This window comes from Clostridium sp. NkU-1 (genome assembly GCA_001312405.1).
The window spans coordinates 237,706-258,585 of the sequence record BBDR01000005.1 but is presented as its reverse complement, the minus strand read 5'-3'; the positions used below and the strand labels follow the sequence as shown (position 1 = coordinate 258,585).

The following is a 20,880-nucleotide window of genomic DNA, read 5'->3' as shown; positions in this document are numbered from 1 at the left end:
TTTTTTTTCCTTTTTTTTATTAAACTATATGCGTTCCATAGAATTCTGTTACCGTTTCCAAAATGGTTTCTTTTACTTCGTTCAGCATCACTTTCATTTTTTTTAAAATATATCTGAAAGGCCCTTGCCTGGTGCTGCAGGTCAGAGGTCAGCATTTCATAATCCATAGCAGACATATCAAATGTATTTTCCTTCATATCAAAAATGAATTCACTGAGATATCCTCCGAAATACCTGGTATTTGCAGCGTTTTCGAATTCGTTTACAATTTTCAGAATATATAGGATGCGCTGCAGATCAATATCCGTTTCCTCCACCTTAAGCAGGGATTTTGTCTGGTTCTCAGAGATTATGATATCGCATAATTCCAGCCCCTGACTGGCCTTTACCCTGTATTCATCGATGAAGCTAAGGAGGGAGTCTATGGTCTTCCTGCTGTCTATATGGATATCCCGTTTTGGAATACAACTGTTTTTTGGCCTACCTGCTGTTTCTTCCTTAAATACATCCGACAGCTCCTTATGAGGGGCGCCTTTTATTTCCGCTCCATAGGAACAATTGATAAAACGGATCCGTTTCTGGTCCTTATAAATGGCGATATAATGTTCCAGCCTCCGCCGGTAATGGTCCAGGGTAATGGTGGTTCTCACTGGTTTTCCGTATACATCCTTTACAATGGCTGTGGCCCCATAGGGAAGGCCCTTATCATAATCAAAAACCGCGCTGTCCGCATGATGCTTATTATAGGTATGGGCAAGATCCTGGCCCAGAAATACAATGGGAGAGCAGCCCATCATGTTTGCGATATCAATACAGGCGTGGGCAACCGAACCTCCGCAGTACACCCCCTGGTACTTTTCAAAGCCCTCTATTGTCTGTGAGAACAGGAGTGATAGAAAGACTTTATCTCCCTTATAATTTCCTACTAAATACCTGTTGCTGTATTCATAAAAGGCAAGGGGCACTTCCAGGTTCAGGCAGTTCTTCATCATATCAAAATTTGCATCAACCGGATCAACGGATACGATCATATCAGGAAGGATCCCGTTTTTAGTCAAAGCCTCAACAGTCCGGCTTCCGGTAATGATAAAATACTGGTCCAGCATATCCTTATGATTGAGCATATCCTTAATATTTGAATCCAGGGAAGGGCCTCCGGATACCACCAGGGCGGGAACATTTAAGTTGGTAAGCTGTAGTGGTGAATGGGAGTGCACTGATCTAAAATCTTCATATTAGCGGTCATATTCTGGATAAAAATTTTCTTAAAGCGCTTTGCCAGCTCCACCTGGGAAGCTGCATTGATGATGGTCCAATCCAGATGCTCAATCAAACGGCCGTATTCTTCCTTATAAACACTGGAATAGTTCCCGAATGCATGAAAGTATATATTGTTGATATTTTTAAAATCAATGGTATAGTCAAAAATTTGTTTTACCTGATTTTCTTCATACAGAACAAGGCTTATATTGTCTGCAATTTTTGGACCGAATTTTTTAAAGATTCCAGGGTTTGGTTCAAAAATAATTACTCTGTTTTTATCACACAGTAATTTTTTCATATCTTGAAGGTATTCTCCCGTATCAATTCCAAATAGAAAAATCAGGGAATCAAATTTTAAATCATCCAGTGTAGCCAATAATTCATTGATCTCTTTTCTGTAATCAAGCCGGTCCGCCAAAAAAAAGAATTTCTTTTCTTTTTTATCTGATAAACATGATATCCATCCAATGTTTTATATTTTTTCATAATAACCTCCGTGTTGATTGGCCTTTTAGTTCCCGTTTATACAGGCGAATAAGCAATCAGTTTGTATTGCTTTTTATCAATCCTGGGAAGCGATATTCCATAAGTACCATCATGAAGCGTAAAGGTAACGCCTAAGCTTTTTTCCTCAGCAGGAATATGGGAACTATCTACAAGAAGTATTTCAACGGCAGCGTTTGGCAGAGGCGTTCCTGTTGGGCTGTATACGGTTCCCGTGATTAATAGAAACGGTGTATTTGATAAGGTGAAATCTGTTGTTACGATTCCGGAGCAAATGATCTGACAGCCTGTTAAAATTATTTTTTGCGGCATTTTCCCCCTCCTTTGTTATAAAATGATGTTACATTGCAAGAAAGGCGCCCCAAAGGTTCCTTCCCAAATCCCATACATGCCAGATATTCTAATATTAGCTTGAATTCGTCTTATTTGGTGAGCGTGATGTTGGATTTTTAACCTTTGAGGCGCTCTTTTTAAAAATTAGTGGGCATAGAACTTAAATATCAATTTTACCCCGGCTCTGCAGGTAATGCCATAAATCGCATTTGCATCAGTAAATGTTTCCCGGTTTGGAGCAGCAGTGGTAGGGTTTGTACTTTCCCATACCGCCACAGCACCGCTTCGTAAGATCGTATTGCTGAATAATGCAGAACCTCTTACTAAAAGTAACCCCCAGCTTGTTGTGGAAAGATTAGCAGGAACCAGTACTCCTGAAATTGCAGAAGCAGCTGAGATTGTTTTTGCTATCGGTTTGTAATTAGCCATAAGGTTGCCCCCTTTTAACAAGTTGTAGAAATACGTATTTCTTATATATAGTATGTCCTCAGATACAGGAAGTGACTGTCAGGGGGACAGGGGAGGAGGAGGGGATCAGTATGTAGATACAATTCCTTGCTTTTGCGTCTAATTTAACAGTTTTATATAACTAATGTGACAATTTTTCCCGATAAAGGTTTTTATTTCAACAAAACTATTGTTTTTTATTTAGAATCGGTTATATTACTTTATATGTTATAAATTATTTTTGTAACAATACAAAGGAGGATTTATGAATTTAAAAGGAATTCGGCGGAAAATCATTTTAAACACATTGAGTGTTACCATAATTATTTCTGTGGTCACAACCATTGTATTGTCAGTATCCGCCATGTCTTTGACCAATGCCACATTGATGGAAACTCTTATACCTTTTGCAAAAACTGCCTCAAAAAGCATTGAAAGCAGTCTGCATATCATGGCAGACCGTATATTTATGATTGGGGAAAATCATGAACTGTCATCAGAGGAAGCGGCCCTTGAGGAAAAGCACCAGGTTCTTGACAGGGCTGCATCTGGCATAGAATTTGTCTGGCTGGCCCTTTACACCCAGGATGGAAGGCTATACACGGGCAAAGGAAACAGTCCTGCCGATATCTCAGGCGGTGATCTGTATCAAATGATGGAGGAAACCCAAAATCTTGTGATCGGGGATACTTCTGTGGGAGAAAATGGGCTTGAAGTATGGGTGGGAATGCCCATAACCACAGATAAGAATAACACCTATTATCTGGTGGGAAGCTATAAGTATGATATGCTTGATGACGTGATCAGCAGCATACATATCGGCTACAGCGGCCACGCTTTTGTTATGAACGGAAACGGGCAGGTGGTGGCTTATCCTGATACGGATTTTATCAGGAGCGGAGAGAATGTATATTCTCTTTATAAGGATAATGCAAAGTTTCTGGAAGTATTTGATGCAATGAAATCAGGGAGGGTCGGATCAGCTTCCGTGTCCTTGGACGGGAAGGACACTCTTGTGGTTTATGCGCCTGTACGGGGCGCTAACTGGTATTTGGCCATCATAACTCCCAAATCAGACTTTACGAATATAGTAAATAGTGCCGTTATGATCAATATAGGCATCACCATGACCCTTACCCTTCTTGCAATCTTGTTTATTGCCCGTTTTGCAGGAAAAATCTCAAAGTCCCTTGGAAGCGTAACAGAGCGGATACAGAAGCTGGCTAAAGGAGATTTGACAAGTCCTGTGGAAGTGATGATGACAAATGACGAGGCCCAGACCCTTTCCAATTCCCTGAAGGATACCATTGAACAGGTGAGCGGATACATTTCCCAGCTTCAAAATGCCCTGGAACATCTTTCCGCCGGAAATCTGGACGTCAGCGTAAACGATCAGTTTGCAGGAGACTTTGTGGTCATGAAGGACTCCATTCATAATATTACAGATTTCTTAAACCAGCTGATCAATGACCTTCAGCATTCGGCGGAAGCCTTAAACCATGCGGCCCAGGATGTATCTCAAAGCGCCCGCTTTATGAATGAGTCTTCCGGCCACCAGTCCATGTCCATTGACAGGCTTGTTGAGGAGACTGATTCCATATCAAAAGACATAGTCGTTGTGGATGAGCATGCAAGAACTGCCCGTGAACTCATGGAGCAGTCCATGGAAAAGCTGTCAATGGGTGATGAACATATGGAAAATACTCTTCAGGCAATGAAGAATATCAGCCACAATGCGGCTGAAATAACAAAAATCACGAAGTTCCTTGAAGAAATAGCCTTCCAGACAAACCTGCTTGCCCTTAATGCAAGCGTTGAAGCTGCCCATGCAGGCGAAGCAGGAAAAGGCTTTGCCGTAGTGGCAAATGAAATCCGTGACCTTGCTGAAAAAAAGCGCGGAATCCTCAAAGCGTACGGCCGAAATGATCATACATTCCCAAAAGGCCATTGAAGAGGGGGCCAGGTATGCCGATCTAACCGCTCATTTCTTAAATGAACTGACGGATATATCCAGGCAGACCTATGAAATAACAGAAGACTTGGCAAGGCTTGTGGGAAATGAGAAATTAAGCCTTGAAAATGCCTCTCTTGACATATCCCGGATATCCCAGCTGGCACGTCAAAATCTTGAATCAAGCAGTTCGGTGGCTTCTCTAAGCGGGGATCTGGCACAGCAGGCCCAAAGCCTTGAAGAAATGTCAGGACGCTTCCGCCTTCGTTCCGGTTCCGAAGGGAGGGATGGAGAATGAGTCAAAGAAAACGCTTTTTAACGGCCTTCCTGGTCCTTATGCTTGTATTTTCCCTAAGCGGCTGTAAAAAGCAGGAGAGCAGGCTGGTGGATGGCTTTTACACGGTAGAAATGTCGGATTACAACAATGGCTGGAAGGAATTTGTTACCATCCGCGTCAGCGGCAATAAGATCGTTACGGTGGAGTACAATGCCAAAAATTCAAGCGGATTCATTAAATCCTGGGACATCCCCTATATGCGCAATATGCTGGATAAAAAAGGGACATACCCCAACCGCTATACACGTACCTATGCAGCGAATTTCCTGGCGGCTCAAAGTGACGTGGGAATAGATGCCGTAAGCGGAGCCTCTGTTTCGGGCGGCAATTTCCAGAAAATGGCCTCCCTTCTCATGGAAAAGGCAAGAAAGGGAGATGATTCTCTCGGTATCGTTGAATCAGACAAATAAATTTGCAGATCCGGGAATGACTAATAGTTTTATTCCCAAAGAAAAAAGGACCGCTGCCTCATAGATGATTACTCACCTATGGGCAGCGGTCCTTTTGTTATATGTGTTATTCAAGCTTTGGAAAAGCAATAACGGCTATTCCGGCCTTTATTTTTAGGTTGAGCCGGCAAAGAAGCCTTTCAGGGCAACTCTGCCGACTTAGAAAAAAACATATATGTAAGCGCTCTGACCGCTTTCTTTTGCCTTTATGTTTATAATATTATCATACAGGATAATTGTGAAGGAAATTTGACCGAGTTCTAAAGAAAGTATGAAAGAAATAAAGAAATTCTGACAAAAATTGGAAAAGTATCCAAGCCGATGCTGCTTATAATAATCATAACAGAGTAATTCCTGTGAAGGAAGCTTCATGGAGCAGGAAAGCAGGCGGAGGTACGGATATGCTTCTGGAAAAAAATCTAATTGAATATTGTTCCCCCACGCTGGCTTCCATTAAGACGGCAAACCTATTCAGCCATCCCTTTTCATCGGAAATGGAGCTGGAAAACCAGCTTTCAGGCCTTAACAGCCAGCTGGAAGGGAAGGGAATATCCCTGCTGTGTTTATGCCGGCGGGGGGACAAAGCTCTGATCTATGTCTACCGGAAAGCCCATTTGCAGGCTGATCTAAGCCGGCCGGAGGTGGGGACGTTTCTACAGGCCTACGGCTATGAGGATATGGAGGTGGAGGCTGCCCTTAAAAGGCTTAAGGAGAGGCTGAACCAGGAAAGAGAGTTTCCCCATGAAATCGGGGTTTTTCTCGGCTATCCGCTGGGAGATGTGGTGGGATTTATCCAAAACGGGGGAAAGAACTGTAAATGCACCGGCTGCTGGAAGGTTTATTCCAATGAGTGTGAGGCCGTTAAACTATTTGCCAGGTATCAGAAATGCAGGACAGTGTATGTGCACCTGTGGCAGAATGGAAGGACCATCTGGCAGCTTACTGTGGCTTCTTCCGGAAAATAAGGAATGTCAAAAAGGCCGTTGCTCAGCAGATTACTCATTTGCTTATGCAACGGCTTTGCTGTTTGCACATTTTTGCATAATAAATACATGACTGATTATTGCTTAAATCTTAATGTTTTATTAATTTTTATTAAAGTACAGATTTCATATTGATTTGGTAAAAAAATGTCTGATATGTTAAGGTTTATAAGGAGGAATTAATATGAAAAAGCTACATCAATCAGTATCTAGTATTACAATGGTTTTAATGTTTTTAATTACTTAAAAAAATGAATCAGGGGGGAAATGTGAAATGAAAAAAAATTTAAAAAAAAGCAACTACCATGTTATTAGTATTTTCTATGGCAATAACAAATTTTTCAATGATTGCAAGAGCAGAGGAACCAAAGGCACAAGAAATACAGAAGGTGGAAGCACCTGCTGTTGAAAAAGAAGTAAAAGGGGAAGATGAGACAATAAAAAATACCTACATTAGACGATTTAGACGATTTAATAGATTCGGCAGAAGAAGTTAAAAGTGAAGAAGATATAAATAAAATGCCTCCATTAAAGTTTCCGGTAGAATTTCCGGAAGTTAGCGCCAGGAGTCTTGTAGGGGGAAATAATTATCCAATTGTTTTAGTTCATGGCTTTATGGGCTTTGGAAGGGATGAATTATTAGGATATAAATATTGGGGCGGAGTAGTTGATCTTCAAGAAAAGTTAAATGCCTCAGGGCATGAGACTTATACAGCAACAGTAGGTCCAGTATCCAGTAACTGGGACCGTGCTTGTGAACTTTACGCTTATATAGTAGGTGGAACAGCAGATTATGGAGAAGCTCATGCAAAAAAGTTTAAACATAATAGATATGGAAGGACATATCCAGGTTTATATAAAGATATAAGCGATGAAAATAAAATACATTTAATAGGTCATAGTATGGGCGGACAAACCATACGTACACTTACACAGTTGTTAAGTGAAGGAAGCGAAGAGGAAATAAATTGCGGACAAGAAAATATTTCATCATTATTTGAAGGTGGAAAGCATTGGATTCATAGCGTCAGCACCATATCTACACCGAATGATGGTACAACTTTATCAGATCTAATGCCATCAAAGGATTTAATAAGTTATACATTTGGTGTATTAGGAACAATAACTGGTAAAAATAATTTATTCAGTGCAGCATATGATTTAAAATTAGATCAATGGGGATTAAAAAAAGCAAAATGGAGAATCTCAGCGTGATTATATTAAACGGGTTTTAGAAAGCAATATCTGGAATAGCACAAAGGATATAGCAACTTATGATTTATCCACAGAAGGTGCGCAAGAGCTTAATACATGGGTAAAAGCTCAGCCAGATGTATATTATTTTTCCTGGACAACGCAAGCAACTAAAGAATCGATACTTACAGGTCATTCTATAGCACAAATTGGACCAATGAATCCTGTATTTTATCCAACAGCAAACTTAATTGGAAAATATTCACGTAATCAAAAAGGTCTTCCTATCATTGATAAAAAATGGTTCCCAAATGATGGGATTGTAAATTGTATTAGTCAAGATGGACCTAAGTTAGGTTCTGATGATGTTATTGAACAATTCAATGGCGGGGCTAAAATAGGACAATGGAATGCAATGCCTAGAATCATAAATACAGACCATATGGACATAGTAGGCACATTTGGTAACGTTAAAGACTGGTATATGGATTATGCAAGATTTTTAAATAATTTGTCAATGTAAATAGATGAATAATAAGATAAACTAGCTTATCCTATTTAAGGTAAGCTAGTTTTTTTATACTAAAATTTACGAAGTTTTTTTCCTTCCGGCAATTCCTGGCTCCGTTATCTAAGGAAATGTTGAAACTCACCGTTAGGATGTCAATGAATTTCTCTCATTCCAATTTTTCTCATTCCAGCAGGTGTTGTCGTTGGTTTATGTGCTAATTTCAATCAAGTGTATTAATATTATAAAAAGGAAAACACCGTATAATCCCAGTAAATACAAGGAAAATACAGTGCTTTAATTATGACCTATCCGGGAATCGAACCCGGGTTTCCGCCGTGAGAGGGCGGCGTCTTGACCGCTTGACCAATAGGCCGTTTTATGCATGTCATCTCTGACAGCTTCATTATAATACCATAGGATTTTCCGTTTGTCTACACTTTTTTTTAATAAAATAAAAAAATTTGTCAAAATCGGATTTTATATGCTATACTTTTCTAAACCCAGAAAAAGCAGGGAGGAAGAGATATGGAGCTTAAAAAGCGGGAAGTGAAGTACGATTACTTAAGGACCCTTGCGGTCTTTGCCATCATCATGGTTCATGCGGTTCCTGCAGAGACGCTGAATTTCAGGCAGTGGCTGTTTTCGGCAGCTATTTTGCCGGTGCTTCTGGCATTTGTAGGGATTTATTTTATGTTAAGCGGCCTGTTCCTTTTAAAATCTGGAACAGAGGATATTCCTGGATTTTACTGGAGCCGGTTTCAGACCATTCTTATCCCCTTTGTATGCTACAGCGGGATTTATTACTGGTATTATAACATTTATCTGGCAGTGGAACCTCTTAGGTGGCAGGAGCATCTGGCGGCTTTTGGCAAAGGCTTTTAACAGGAACCATTCCCATGACCCCCCATCTGTGGTTCATGTATGTGATCATGGCACTGTACCTTTGCGCGCCCTTTTTAGCCCGTATGATGAAGGAAATGAGTGACAGGGATTTAAAGCTTTTCCTGGTGCTTATGGTGATTGTCCAGGGAATCTGCACCTATCTTCCAGCTTTGGGCCTGGATGTGGGAGAGGGCCTTGAGTATATGGTATTTAAAGGCTGGCTTATCTATTTTGTCCTGGGATATGCATTAAAGCGCCTGTACGGCAGCAGCAGTTATCTTCCCTTTGGGATTCTCGGCATTGCCGGCTTTTGCATCACAATGGTTCAAAAATGTGTTACCCCATCCTTTACGCCGGGGCTCCATGACCTGGCTCCCACAATGATGGCAATGGCCGCGGCTGTTTTTCTGTTTTTTGAACATTTCGGGGATATAAAGGCGCCTGTCCTTGCAAAGGCTGTTGGCTGCATAAGCCGGTACAGCTATTCCATATATCTGATCCATTATCTGGTCCTGGGGCAGGCAGCCCGTGGTCTTGTGGAAAAGACGTTCATAAGACATTATTTTGTGCCCAGGATCATTTGCGAGACCATCCTTACGTTTCTGATTTCCCTGGCAGCTGCCTGGGTCATTGACGGAACCGTGGGACGGCTTTTAAAAAAAATACAATGGGTGCGGTTTATTATAGAAGGAAGAAAGGCAAAAGGAGAGATTAACATGGACCGGAAGACGGGGTGTGAATATTGTATACACTATGATTATAACGAGGAATACGAATGCTATGAGTGCGAGATCAATCTGGATGAGGATGAGATGATACGGTTTTTAAGCAATTCTTATAAAAGCTGTCCACATTTTAAATTCGGGGATGAATACTCGGTCGTGAGAAAGCAGATGTAAGAAGACAGAATCAAAAGAAGCCCTAAAAAAAGGGAGGAGCCGGTATCCCATAGAGGAATACCGGCAATTATGAAAAAAAATTTTTATCTCAAAGTATGTTGGCAACATCTTTTTCTGATGTTTTCAGTATATCGGCCAAATATGAAGAAAATTTGACCAGGCTGTAAAAAGATTATGACCAGAGTGTGAACAATGGAAAGGCCGGAATAAATCACTCTCTGAAATGATAGCTTTCCAAAAGCTGGTTCTTCATGTGCCATAGCTCATTGGATAAGTCAACGTGAACCTCGTGAGGATTTACCAGACGGCGGGATTCATCCAAAGGGTATCAAGTTCTTTTTTACAGTAGGACTGGATGTCCATAACGGCAGGGGCCTTATAAATGCATTTCCCGTCTTTGAATATCTGGACCAGAAGATCTCTCATGGTATAGCTGTTGGGTGCCAGGTGAGTTTTCTTCCATGTTTCAATGGGGTCAAAGAGGAGCAGGGAATGGTTTTCTTTAAAGACTTCCCCTTCCAGGCAGATCAGGTCGGCAATGATTTTGCCGGTTTCCCGGCTGTAAATGCGCTTGATGATCTTGTTCCCGGGTTGGTAATCTTTTCCGCATTTTCAGAAAGCTTGATCTTTGGAATAAACTGACCGGTCTTTTTATCCAAAATCGCTGCCAGCTTGTAAACACCGCCAAAGGAAGGGCTGTCCTTGGAGGTGATCAAATTGGTTCCAACACCCCAGGAGTTAATCGTAGCTCCCTGTATCTTTAAGCTGTTGATCAAAGTTTCGTCAAGATCATTGGAGGCGGAGATCACTGCGTCTGTAAATCCGGCTTCATCAAGCATCTTCTTGGCTTTTTTTGGAAAGGTATGCCAGGTCTCCGCTGTCTAAACGGATTCCATAAGTGGTAAGCGTAATTCCGGCCTCCCGCATCTCCTTAAATACCTTGATGGCATTGGGCACACCGGATTTTAACGTATCATAGGTGTCAACCAGAAGAATGCATGCGGTGGGATAAAGCTTTGCATAGTTGCGGAATGCGGTCAGTTCATCGGGGAAGCTCATGATCCAGCTGTGGGCATGGGTTCCTCTTACCGGAACTTTAAACATTTTTCCTGCCAGCACATTGGAGGTGCCGATGCAGCCTGCGATCATGGCAGCCCTGGCGCCGTAAATACCGGCATCCGGTCCCTGGGCGCGGCGCAGTCCGAATTCCATAACCCCGTCTCCGGCGGCAGCGAATACGACACGGGCTGCTTTTGTAGCGATCAGGCTCTGGTGGTTGATGATGTTAAGCAAAGCGGTTTCGATGAGCTGGGCCTCCATAATGGGGGCAATGACTTTTACTAAGGGTTCGCGAGGGAATACGACCGTGCCCTCAGGAATGGCGTAGATGTCGCCGGAAAATTTAAAATGGTGGAGATATTCCAGAAAATCTTCTTCGAACAAGCCGGTGGATCTTAAATAATCCACATCCTCTTTGCTGAAATGGAGCTCATTCACATATTCGATGACCTGTTCCAAGCCTGCGCAGATCGCGTACCCGTTACCTCCCGGATTACTGCGGTAGAAGACATCGAATATAACGGTCTCGTTGGCATCCTTCTCTTTAAAATACCCCTGCATCATGGTCAATTCATAAAGGTCTGTTAATAAAGTTAAATTGCGCTGGCTCATAGCTGTTCTCCTTCTTTTTTTCCATTTACTAAACCTTTTCGCACATTATACCATAAGTTTACAAAAAAACAATGGAATTGACAAAAAAAATAACAATGTAATTTGCGGCACGAATATCAAATAAATATTCACAAATGATTAAATAATCTAAATAAACGGATACAATTTGAATATTAATAATTAATTTGCTGTTTTTATTAAAAAAAGTCTTGCAAAATATAAAGAGATAGTATATAATAAAGCCATGAACAAAAGAAAATAATTTCAAATCCGATTTTTCAATTTGTTTCGGATAATGACAAAGAAAAGGGGGTTGATTCCGCCGAAAACATAAGTTTCGCCTGATTGAGCAAAAGGCTTGTTCAGGCAAAAGGCCAAACCGTTAAACCTTAGCAGAAAACCGTGGCTGAAGCCGAAATGAAAATCTACCAATCTCTTATATGCCTATAATTCGTTATTACTGCAGAGAAATATTCATCCCATGGATAATTTTGATTCGTCCCGATTGAATTTTTATTCGGTAGCTGGATAACAATATAGAAGAATGAAAATAGCGATGCAGAGAAATTTGATTGTAGATGGTTTTAAGCGAAAGGTACGGGGAAAAATTCATATAGAGCATTCAGAGAACGCAATGCAAAAAAACAAAACGTGAGAGGTATTTAGGAACCAATGGATGAAAGCATGTAGAACGGGTATCGAATTTCATGAAAGTGAATCGGTACCCGTTCTCCTTTGTATATTCTCGTCACAGGCGGAAAATCAAAATAGCCTTGACATTTCTTTTTTTTAATCCCTATAATTAAAAAAATACAGTAATATTAGTATAACCACATCATAATAGGAAGAAAAACTTTGATGGAGACAGTAGAACCATGGGAAATCCAAAGAGAGCCGGGGAGGGTGGAAGCCTGGCGAAAGTAGCGTGGGTTCGAATATCACTCCGGAGTTTCCGGCTGAAAGCATTGGCAGTAGGTCAGGACGTATTTTCTGCGTTAAGGGAAAGCATATGCTGGTATGCGGTAATAGGTGGTACAACGGAGATATAGTGAGGCTTTCGTCCTGATTACGGGATGGGGGCTTTTTTTATATATGGAGAAATGGAGGTCGCAAAAGATGTACAAGAAAGTTCCTACAGACTTGAATTTTGTAGCACGAGAAAAAGAGGTAGAAAAGTTCTGGGAAGGCCATGAGATTTTTGAGAAGAGCATGGAAAACCGTAAGGAAGGGGAGACATATACCTTCTATGACGGTCCTCCCACTGCCAATGGGAAACCTCACATCGGTCATGTATTGACCAGAGTTATTAAGGATATGATTCCAAGATACCGGACCATGAAAGGGTATGACGTTCCCCGTAAGGCTGGATGGGATACCCACGGACTTCCGGTTGAGCTGGAAGTGGAAAAGATGCTGGGCCTTGACGGCAAGGAACAGATCGAGGAATACGGCCTGGAGCATTTATCAAGTATTGCAAGGAAAGCGTTTGGAAATATAAGGGCATGTGGGAGGACTTCTCCAAGACCGTAGGCTTTTGGGCCGATATGGATGATCCTTATGTAACGTATGAGAATAATTTTATTGAATCCGAATGGTGGGCGTTAAAGCAGATCTGGGAAAAGGGCCTTTTGTACAAGGGCTTTAAGATCGTCCCCTACTGTCCGCGGTGCGGGACTCCCTTATCCAGCCATGAGGTAGCCCAGGGATATAAGGATGTAAAGGAACGCTCTGCCATTGTCCGCTTTAAGGTAAAGGGAGAAGATGCCTATATTCTGGCGTGGACCACAACCCCGTGGACCCTTCCATCCAACGTAGGCTTATGCGTGAATCCGAATGAGACCTATGTAAAGGTCCGGACAGGAAACTATACCTATTATATGGCAGAGGCCCTGTGTGAAAAGGTCCTGGAAGAGGAGTACACGGTATTAGAAAGGTACACCGGAAAAGATCTGGAATATAAGGAATACGAGCCGTTATTTGATTTTGTAAAACCAAATAAAAAAGCATTTTATGTAACCTGTGATACTTATGTCACTCTGACAGACGGTACCGGTGTGGTTCATATCGCTCCGGCCTTTGGTGAGGATGACTCCAAGGTGGGCAGAAAATACGATCTTCCCTTTGTGCAGCTGGTCAATGCAGCCGGTGAGATGACAGAGGAAACCAAATGGGCAGGCACCTTCTGTAAGAAAGCGGATCCAATGATATTAAAGGACCTGGAAGAGAGAGGACTTTTATTCTCCGCGCCTGTATTCGAGCACAGCTATCCACACTGCTGGAGATGCGATACCCCGTTGATCTATTATGCAAGAGAATCCTGGTTCATTAAGATGACGGATGTAAAGGAAGACTTAATCCGCAACAACAATACGATCAACTGGATTCCGGAAAACATCGGAAAAGGACGTTTCGGCGACTGGCTGGAAAATGTTCAGGACTGGGGAATCAGCAGAAACCGTTATTGGGGTACTCCTCTTAATGTTTGGGAATGTGAGTGCGGACATCAGCATTCCATCGGAAGCATTGAAGAATTAAAGGCAATGTCCCCTGATTGTCCTGAGGACATTGAGCTTCACCGCCCTTACATCGACGAAGTGACCATCACCTGTCCAAAGTGCGGAAAACAGATGAAGAGAGTGCCGGAAGTAATTGACTGCTGGTTTGATTCCGGTTCCATGCCCTTTGCACAGCATCACTATCCTTTTGAAAACAAAGAGCTGTTTGAGAAACAGTTCCCGGCTGACTTTATTTCCGAGGCCGTGGATCAGACAAGAGGCTGGTTCTACTCACTCCTTGCCATCTCCACTCTGATTTTCAACAAGGCGCCATATAAAAATGTAATCGTTCTGGGACATGTCCAGGATGAGAACGGCCAGAAGATGAGCAAGTCCAAGGGAAATGCGGTAGACCCCTTTGATGCTCTGGAAACCTACGGGGCAGATGCAATCCGCTGGTATTTTTATGTGAACAGCGCTCCATGGCTGCCTAACCGTTTCCATGGGAAAGCGGTTATGGAAGGACAGCGCAAATTTATGGGTACTCTTTGGAATACCTATGCATTCTTTGTGCTTTATGCGAATATTGATGAATTTGACCCCACAAAATACAGTCTGGAATACGATAAGCTTCCTGTTATGGATAAATGGCTTCTCTCCAAGCTTAACACTTTGGTGGGGGATGTAGATGCTTTCCTTTCCGGCTATCAGATTCCGGAAGCTGCAAGAGCACTTCAGGATTTTGTTGACGATATGAGCAACTGGTATGTACGCCGGAGCAGAGAGCGCTTCTGGGCAAAGGGAATGGAGCAGGATAAGATCAACGCTTATATGACTCTTTATACAGCTCTTGTTACTGTAAGCAAGACAGCGGCTCCCCTCATCCCGTTCATGACCGAAGAGATTTATCAGAACATGGTCTGCAGCGTGGATAAGACTGCACCGGAGAGCATCCATTTGTGCGATTATCCTGTGGCCAATAAAGCCTATATCGATAAGCAGCTGGAAACTGACATGGATGAAGTATTAAAAATCGTAGTCATGGGCCGGTCTGCCAGAAATACAGCCAATTTAAAGAACCGCCAGCCTATTGGCCAGATGTTCGTGAAAGCACCTCATGTCCTTCCTGTATTCTATCAGGAAATCATTGAAGAGGAGCTGAACGTAAAAAAAGGTGGTATTTACTGATGATGTAAGGGATTTCACATCCTACAGCTTTAAACCCCAGTTAAAAACCGTTGGACCCAAATACGGCAAGCAGCTGGGAGCCATCAAAAAGGCCCTTTTAGAAGTCAATGGCAATGAGGCCATGGACACCTTGAATGAAGCAGGCGCCCTCACCTTTACGTTTGACGGAACAGAGGTTGTGCTTACCAAGGAAGACCTTCTTATTGATACTGCTCAGACAGAGGGTTACGTATCCGAGGGTGACAACACCATCACGGTTGTCCTGGACACTAATTTAACGCCAGAGCTTTTGGCGGAGGGATTTGTGCGCGAGCTGATCAGCAAGATCCAGACCATGCGTAAGGAAGCCGGTTTTGAAGTGACGGATCACATCCTGGTATACAGCAAGGGCAATGAAAAAAATAGCCGGTATCTTAAAGAGCCATGAAGAAGAAGTAAAGAGCGAGGTACTTGCAGAAAATATCAGCCTTGAAACACTGGCTGGTTATATAAAAGAATGGAACATTAACGGTGAAAATGTAACTCTTGGTGTGGAGAAGTTTCAGTAAACGGTTAGGAGGCCTTGTAGAATGAGTATGGGATTTGATAAGGAGATCTTTAAGAAAAGTGTTCTGTTTAATATGAAGAATGTGTTTCGTAAGACAGTTGATGAGGCTACTCCGGAGCAGATGTACCAGGCAGTTGCCTATGCGGTAAAGGATGTTATCATAGACGAATGGATCGCAACCCATAAGGAGTACGAAGAGCAGGATGTAAAGACCCTGTATTATCTGTCAATGGAATTCCTGATGGGCCGCGCTCTGGGCAATAACATCATAAGCATTATGGCCCAGCCGGAGGTAAAGGAAGTTCTTGAAGAACTGGGCTTTGACTTAAACACGATCGAGGACCAGGAGCCGGACCCTGCTCTTGGAAACGGGGGGCTTGGCCGTCTTGCGGCCTGCTTCCTGGATTCCCTGGCAACCCTTGGCTATCCTGCCTATGGCTGCGGCATCCGATACCGCTACGGCATGTTCAAACAGAAAATAGAAGGCGGATATCAGGTAGAAGTACCTGATGACTGGCTGAAGAACGGTTATCCATTTGAGCTTCGCCGCGCGGAATATGCCACTGAGGTTAAATTCGGCGGTTATGTAAATACCATACGGGAAAACGGCAGGGAACGCTTTGTCCAGGAGGGATACCAGTCTGTCCTGGCTGTTCCCTATGATATGCCCATTGTGGGATACGGAAACAATGTGGTCAATACCTTAAGGATCTGGGATGCCCAGGCCATTAACACCTTCAGCCTGGACTCCTTTGACAGGGGCGACTACCAGAAGGCCGTGGAACAGGAAAACCTGGCTAAAACCATCGTCGAGGTCCTTTATCCCAACGACAATCATTATGCAGGTAAGGAACTCCGCCTGAAACAGCAGTATTTCTTCATTTCCGCCAGTGTACAGAGAGCGGTTAAGAAATACATGGAAAAGCATAAAGACATACATAAGTTTTTCGAGAAGACGATTTTCCAGTTAAATGATACCCATCCCACTGTGGCAGTTCCGGAGCTTATGAGAATCCTGCTTGATGATTACAGCTTAAGCTGGGATGAAGCATGGGAGATCACCACAAAGACCTGCGCCTATACAAACCATACCATTATGTCGGAAGCCCTGGAAAAATGGCCGATTGAGCTGTTTTCCAGGCTGCTTCCAAGAATCTATCAGATCGTGGAAGAAATCAACCGAAGATTTCAGCAAAAGATTATGGAGACCTATCCCGGCAACCAGGAAAAGCTTCGGAAAATGTCCATCGTTTATGACGGTCAGGTCCGCATGGCTAATCTGGCCATTGTGGGAGGCTTCTCAGTAAACGGTGTTGCCAGGCTCCATACAGAGATTTTAAAGAATCAGGAGCTGAAAGACTTCTACCAGATGATGCCGGAAAAATTCAATAACAAGACCAACGGCATCACTCAGAGGAGGTTCCTTCTTCATGGAAATCCTCTTTTGTCCGAATGGGTCACAAAAAAGATCGGAAACGACTGGATCACCGATCTGCCTCACATACACCGTCTGGCAATTTATGCCGAAGATCCCAGGTGTCAGCAGGAATTTATGGACATCAAATACCAGAACAAGGTGCGCCTGGCAAAATATATAAAAGAACATAACGGCATTGATGTGGATCCCAGATCCATGTTTGATGTGCAGGTAAAACGCCTCCATGAATATAAGAGGCAGCTTATGAACATCCTACACGTCATGTATTTGTACAATCAGCTAAAGGATAACCCAAACCTTGATATGGTTCCCAGAACCTTTTTGTTCGGTGCAAAGGCGGCGGCAGGCTATAAGCGTGCAAAGTTGACCATTAAGCTGATCAATGCGGTGGCCGATGTCATTAACAACGACAGAAGCATCGGTGGCAAGCTTAAGGTGGTCTTCATTGAGGATTATAAGGTATCCAATGCGGAAATCATCTTTGCTGCGGCAGATGTGAGCGAGCAGATATCCACGGCAAGCAAGGAGGCCTCTGGTACCGGAAATATGAAATTCATGTTAAACGGCGCCCTGACCCTTGGAACCATGGATGGAGCCAATGTGGAAATCGTAGAGGAAGTGGGAGCGGAGAATGCATTTATCTTTGGCATGTCCTCTGATGAGGTGATCCGTTACGAAAATGAGGGCGGATACAATCCCATGGAGATTTTCAACAACAACTATGAGATCCGCAGAGTGCTGATGCAGCTGATCAACGGCTACTATTCTCCCCAGAACCCGGAATTGTTCCGCGATATTTATAACTCCTTATTAAATACCCAGAGCAGTGACCGTGCGGATACGTACTTTATTTTAAAGGATTTCCCATCCTATGCAGAGGCCCAGCGCCGAATCGATCAGGCCTACCGGAATGAAGGCTGGTGGGCCAAGGCTGCTATCTTAAATGTGGCATGCAGCGGCAAGTTTACCTCAGACCGGACCATTGAAGAATATGTAAAGGACATCTGGCATTTAGAGAAGGTAAAGGTGGAGCTGGAAGAAGTATAAGATTGCAAAAACGTCCCGGAAGTGATTCCGGGGCGTTTTTTTGCATATATTGAACAAGGGTTCCGGTCATGGAAGCAGAAAGGACGGCGATTGGGTATGATAAAAAAAATGGTTATGGCGTGTATCTTTGCGCTGTTGTTTCCATATATAATCACTCTGGCATGGACGGGGAAGATTGAGGAGAAGAAGGAGATCCCCATTATCACCAGCGGAAAGAAGATCATTCTGGACAGGAAAAACGGAGAATCCTATATGGATGTAGAAGAATATCTTCCCGGTGTGGTGGCAAAGCAGATGCCGGCTGATTACGGCAGAGAGGCTCTCAGATCCCAGGCGATCATTGCCCGGACATACATCTATGGAAAAATGAACGGTCAGAATGAAGTGAAGGAATCGGAGCTTCACATGGAATATCTGGAAGAACAGCAGATGGAAAAGCTGTGGGGGAGCGAATCCTTTGTAGCCAGCTACCAGGCAGTGGAGAATGCGGTCCGGTCTACTGCAAAAACAGTAATGATGTATGACGGAAAACTGATCGATCCCCTGTTTCACCGGGCCAGCACCGGAAAGACCAGGGCAGGAGATGAAAATCATCCATATTTGCAGGAAGCTGCAAGCCCTAAGGATGTGGAAGCCGAAGGTTTTCTCACTATGATTACATATAAAAAAGAAGATTTCGCGGAAAAAATCAATCAGATCTCCGGCGACGTGCCGGTAAAGGCAGATCAGATTCCGGGAAGCATTCAGATCGTTTTCCGGGATGAGGAAGGATATGTGGGGCAGATCCAGATTGGCACCAGAGTTTATACTGGAGAGGAAATCCAGCGTGTCCTGGGACTTCCTACCTCGGCCTATAGTTTTGAAGAATATGAAGGCGGAATCCGGGTGGTCTGCCAGGGAATCGGGCACGGATATGGCATGAGCCAGTATGGTGCCAGGTGCAAAGCAGAAGAAGGGTGGACGGCAGAACAAATTCTTCCCTATTTTTATAAAAATATTGTTTTAATTTCTGAATAACTCTTTCACTCTTGGTAAGAATATTATCGAGGTGATAAACGTGAAGGAAAAAATAAGTCAATTGTTCAAGGATAAAGTATTCCTTGTCCTGTTGGTTCTAGGCCTGCTGACTATAGTAGCTGCAGCAGGAGTCATTACCGTTCAAAGAGGAAATGGTGGAGGAGAAAGCCTTATCTGCAAGTGCCGGATCAGAGCAATATGATTGTTGAAGAATCAGTCCCCCAGGAAACACAAGTGGCAGTTGCAGGAGACTCCAATGCAACAGCGGAAGAGGAAATGCAGGTGGCTGATTCCAATAAAGCTACTGCAGAACAGGAAACACAAGCACCGGCAGTAAAAGCCGGAACAGACAAAAATGCGGCAAAGTCTCTGGTACTTAATTTTGGTGATGCTACCAGAATGACCTGGCCAATCCGCGGAAATGTGATTTTAGACTACAGCATGGATAACACGATTTATTTTCCAACTCTGGATCAGTATAAATGCAATCCAGGGCTTGTGATCCAGGGAGATGTAAGCACTCCGGTTGTAGCCCCTGCCAATGCAAAGGTGCAGGAAGTCGGCTCCAATGAAGAAATTGGAAGCTATGTTGTCTTAAACTTAGGCAACAATTATACTGCCATCTGCGGCCAGTTAAAAGAATTACAGGTTGTAGAAAATGAATATATCAAAGAAGGGCAGGTCTTAGGCTACGTACAGGAGCCTACCAAGTATTATTCCGTGGAAGGCGCCAACGTATACTTTGAATTAACTCATGATGATAAGGCCATTGATCCGTTGGATCATATGCAGTAATCCAGAAATAGGAAATCTCAGGAAAAAGTTATAAAAAAATAATAAAATGTTCATATGTGATTAAGAGTCATCTGCTATACTATAACCGATCAGTCAAATACCCCACAGTTACTGTGGAGTATTTGGCCCTGTAGGCAGCCGCTAAAGTCAGGTTCACTTGACCTTGGTTTGGTACCTGCAAAGAATCAACGGGGAGTGTGGCTATGAACATACTGTTTTTTTTAACACCTAAGAATGAGGTGGCTTATATTTTTGAGGATGAAACTCTGCGTCAGGCGCTTGAGAAGATGGAGTATCACAAATACTCCGCAGTACCCGTTATAAACAGACGGGGTAAATATGTAGGGACAATCACCGAAGGGATATGCTTTGGGGAATCAAGAACAAATTCAATCTCAGCTTAAAAGAAGCGGAACAGGTAACGGTAGCTGCCCTTGACAGAAGGTCGGATAACCGTCCGGTGTACGCGGATTCCAATATGGAAGATCTGATTGATAAGGCATTAAACCAAAATTTTGTACCGGTTGTGGATGACCAGAAAAATTTTATCGGAATCATTACCCGCAAAGATGTCATCCGTTATTTCTACAACAAATCCCTGGAGGTGCAGCAGCCGACAGCCAACTGCCGGGCTGCAATCATTCAATAAACTAAAAAAGCATTTTCCGCCATATGATTGGCAGGAAGTGCTTTTTTGTTTTAAAAAAACGGCTTACTCATACCAGATTTTTAAAACCTGTGGAAACTCAGCGCATTTCTTGCTATATAAAAATATGAAAAACAAGAGTTTTGAGGACAAAATAAATATAGAAATTTATAAAAATAGAGTTTAATAAATATAAATACACAAAAAAATATATTGTATAAAAAAATACCTCCATAAACTAAAACAATAAGTTATATCACAAAGCAATTTCTGTACATCATAA

General features: G+C 42.8%; 14 protein-coding genes, 1 tRNA gene and 4 pseudogenes. 13 read left to right on the top strand and 6 right to left on the bottom strand.

The window, feature by feature from the left end:
• The 4 genes from JCM10519_RS10855 to JCM10519_RS10840 form a co-directional block, all read right to left on the bottom strand.
• The coding region (locus tag JCM10519_RS10855; RefSeq protein WP_347843844.1) for a 6-hydroxymethylpterin diphosphokinase MptE-like protein at positions 1–1,217 on the bottom strand (1,217 nt) is incomplete at its 3' end.
• On the bottom strand, positions 1,181–1,681 hold the full coding sequence (locus tag JCM10519_RS10850) for a hypothetical protein (RefSeq protein ID WP_054739115.1): 501 nt from the start codon (positions 1,679–1,681) through the stop codon (positions 1,181–1,183). The genes JCM10519_RS10850 and JCM10519_RS10855, both read right to left, overlap by 37 nt.
• Positions 1,682–1,785: 104 nt before the next feature.
• A complete protein-coding gene (locus tag JCM10519_RS10845) occupies positions 1,786–2,079 on the bottom strand; it encodes a hypothetical protein (RefSeq protein WP_054739113.1) in 294 nt (97 codons plus the stop codon).
• 165 nt (positions 2,080–2,244) lie between these two features.
• Positions 2,245–2,529 (bottom strand): hypothetical protein, encoded by a 285-nt coding sequence (locus JCM10519_RS10840; RefSeq protein ID WP_054739107.1) that lies wholly within the window; start codon positions 2,527–2,529, stop codon positions 2,245–2,247.
• A gap of 283 nt (positions 2,530–2,812) precedes the next feature.
• On the opposite strand from JCM10519_RS10840, the gene JCM10519_RS10835 reads away from it, so the two are divergent.
• The 5 genes and pseudogenes from JCM10519_RS10835 (at position 2,813) to JCM10519_RS10810 (ending at position 7,984) form a co-directional block, all read left to right on the top strand.
• Positions 2,813–4,498 carry a methyl-accepting chemotaxis protein gene (locus JCM10519_RS10835; protein ID WP_054739106.1) on the top strand — a complete coding sequence of 562 codons (1,686 nt, stop codon included), beginning with the start codon at positions 2,813–2,815 and terminating at the stop codon, positions 4,496–4,498.
• Complete coding sequence (locus JCM10519_RS10830) at positions 4,470–4,796, top strand: hypothetical protein (RefSeq protein WP_054739105.1); 327 nt, start codon at positions 4,470–4,472, stop codon at positions 4,794–4,796. Before JCM10519_RS10835 ends, JCM10519_RS10830 begins: the two co-directional genes overlap by 29 nt.
• Entirely contained in the window at positions 4,793–5,245 is a 453-nt protein-coding gene (locus tag JCM10519_RS10825; RefSeq protein ID WP_054739103.1) for a hypothetical protein, read from the top strand. Before JCM10519_RS10830 ends, JCM10519_RS10825 begins: the two co-directional genes overlap by 4 nt.
• A gap of 395 nt (positions 5,246–5,640) precedes the next feature.
• A complete protein-coding gene (locus JCM10519_RS10815) occupies positions 5,641–6,249 on the top strand; it encodes a DUF3793 family protein (protein WP_347843843.1) in 609 nt (202 codons plus the stop codon).
• A 323-nt stretch (positions 6,250–6,572) separates the two neighbouring features.
• Positions 6,573–7,984 (top strand): annotated as a pseudogene (locus tag JCM10519_RS10810) (lipase).
• A gap of 289 nt (positions 7,985–8,273) precedes the next feature.
• Here JCM10519_RS10810 and JCM10519_RS10805 read toward each other — a convergent pair.
• Positions 8,274–8,345 (bottom strand) — tRNA-Glu (locus JCM10519_RS10805).
• 152 nt (positions 8,346–8,497) lie between these two features.
• Here JCM10519_RS10805 and JCM10519_RS28895 point away from each other — a divergent pair.
• Positions 8,498–8,854 carry an acyltransferase family protein gene (locus JCM10519_RS28895; RefSeq protein WP_347843842.1) on the top strand — a complete coding sequence of 119 codons (357 nt, stop codon included), beginning with the start codon at positions 8,498–8,500 and terminating at the stop codon, positions 8,852–8,854.
• Complete coding sequence (locus tag JCM10519_RS28890; RefSeq protein WP_347843841.1) at positions 8,815–9,753, top strand: DUF6472 family protein; 939 nt, start codon at positions 8,815–8,817, stop codon at positions 9,751–9,753. Before JCM10519_RS28895 ends, JCM10519_RS28890 begins: the two co-directional genes overlap by 40 nt.
• Positions 9,754–9,964: 211 nt before the next feature.
• Here the strand turns inward: JCM10519_RS28890 and JCM10519_RS10790 are convergent.
• Positions 9,965–11,424 (bottom strand): annotated as a pseudogene (locus JCM10519_RS10790) (nicotinate phosphoribosyltransferase).
• A 1,116-nt stretch (positions 11,425–12,540) separates the two neighbouring features.
• Here JCM10519_RS10790 and ileS point away from each other — a divergent pair.
• The 6 genes and pseudogenes from ileS to JCM10519_RS10760 all read left to right on the top strand — a co-directional run bounded on the left by ileS (position 12,541) and on the right by JCM10519_RS10760 (position 20,600).
• Positions 12,541–15,655, top strand: a pseudogene (gene ileS, locus JCM10519_RS10780) (isoleucine--tRNA ligase).
• 21 nt (positions 15,656–15,676) lie between these two features.
• Positions 15,677–18,139 (top strand): glycogen/starch/alpha-glucan family phosphorylase, encoded by a 2,463-nt coding sequence (locus JCM10519_RS10775; RefSeq protein WP_054739098.1) that lies wholly within the window; start codon positions 15,677–15,679, stop codon positions 18,137–18,139.
• A 96-nt stretch (positions 18,140–18,235) separates the two neighbouring features.
• Positions 18,236–19,156, top strand: coding sequence for a SpoIID/LytB domain-containing protein (locus JCM10519_RS10770; RefSeq protein WP_054739130.1), 921 nt, complete (start codon positions 18,236–18,238; stop codon positions 19,154–19,156).
• Between the two features lie 40 nt (positions 19,157–19,196).
• Positions 19,197–19,358, top strand: coding sequence for a hypothetical protein (locus JCM10519_RS28885; RefSeq protein WP_347843840.1), 162 nt, complete (start codon positions 19,197–19,199; stop codon positions 19,356–19,358).
• Complete coding sequence (locus tag JCM10519_RS10765) at positions 19,355–19,951, top strand: M23 family metallopeptidase (RefSeq protein WP_347843839.1); 597 nt, start codon at positions 19,355–19,357, stop codon at positions 19,949–19,951. Before JCM10519_RS28885 ends, JCM10519_RS10765 begins: the two co-directional genes overlap by 4 nt.
• Before the next feature lie 203 nt (positions 19,952–20,154).
• A pseudogene (locus JCM10519_RS10760) lies at positions 20,155–20,600 on the top strand (CBS domain-containing protein).
• Positions 20,601–20,880: the final 280 nt, after the last annotated feature.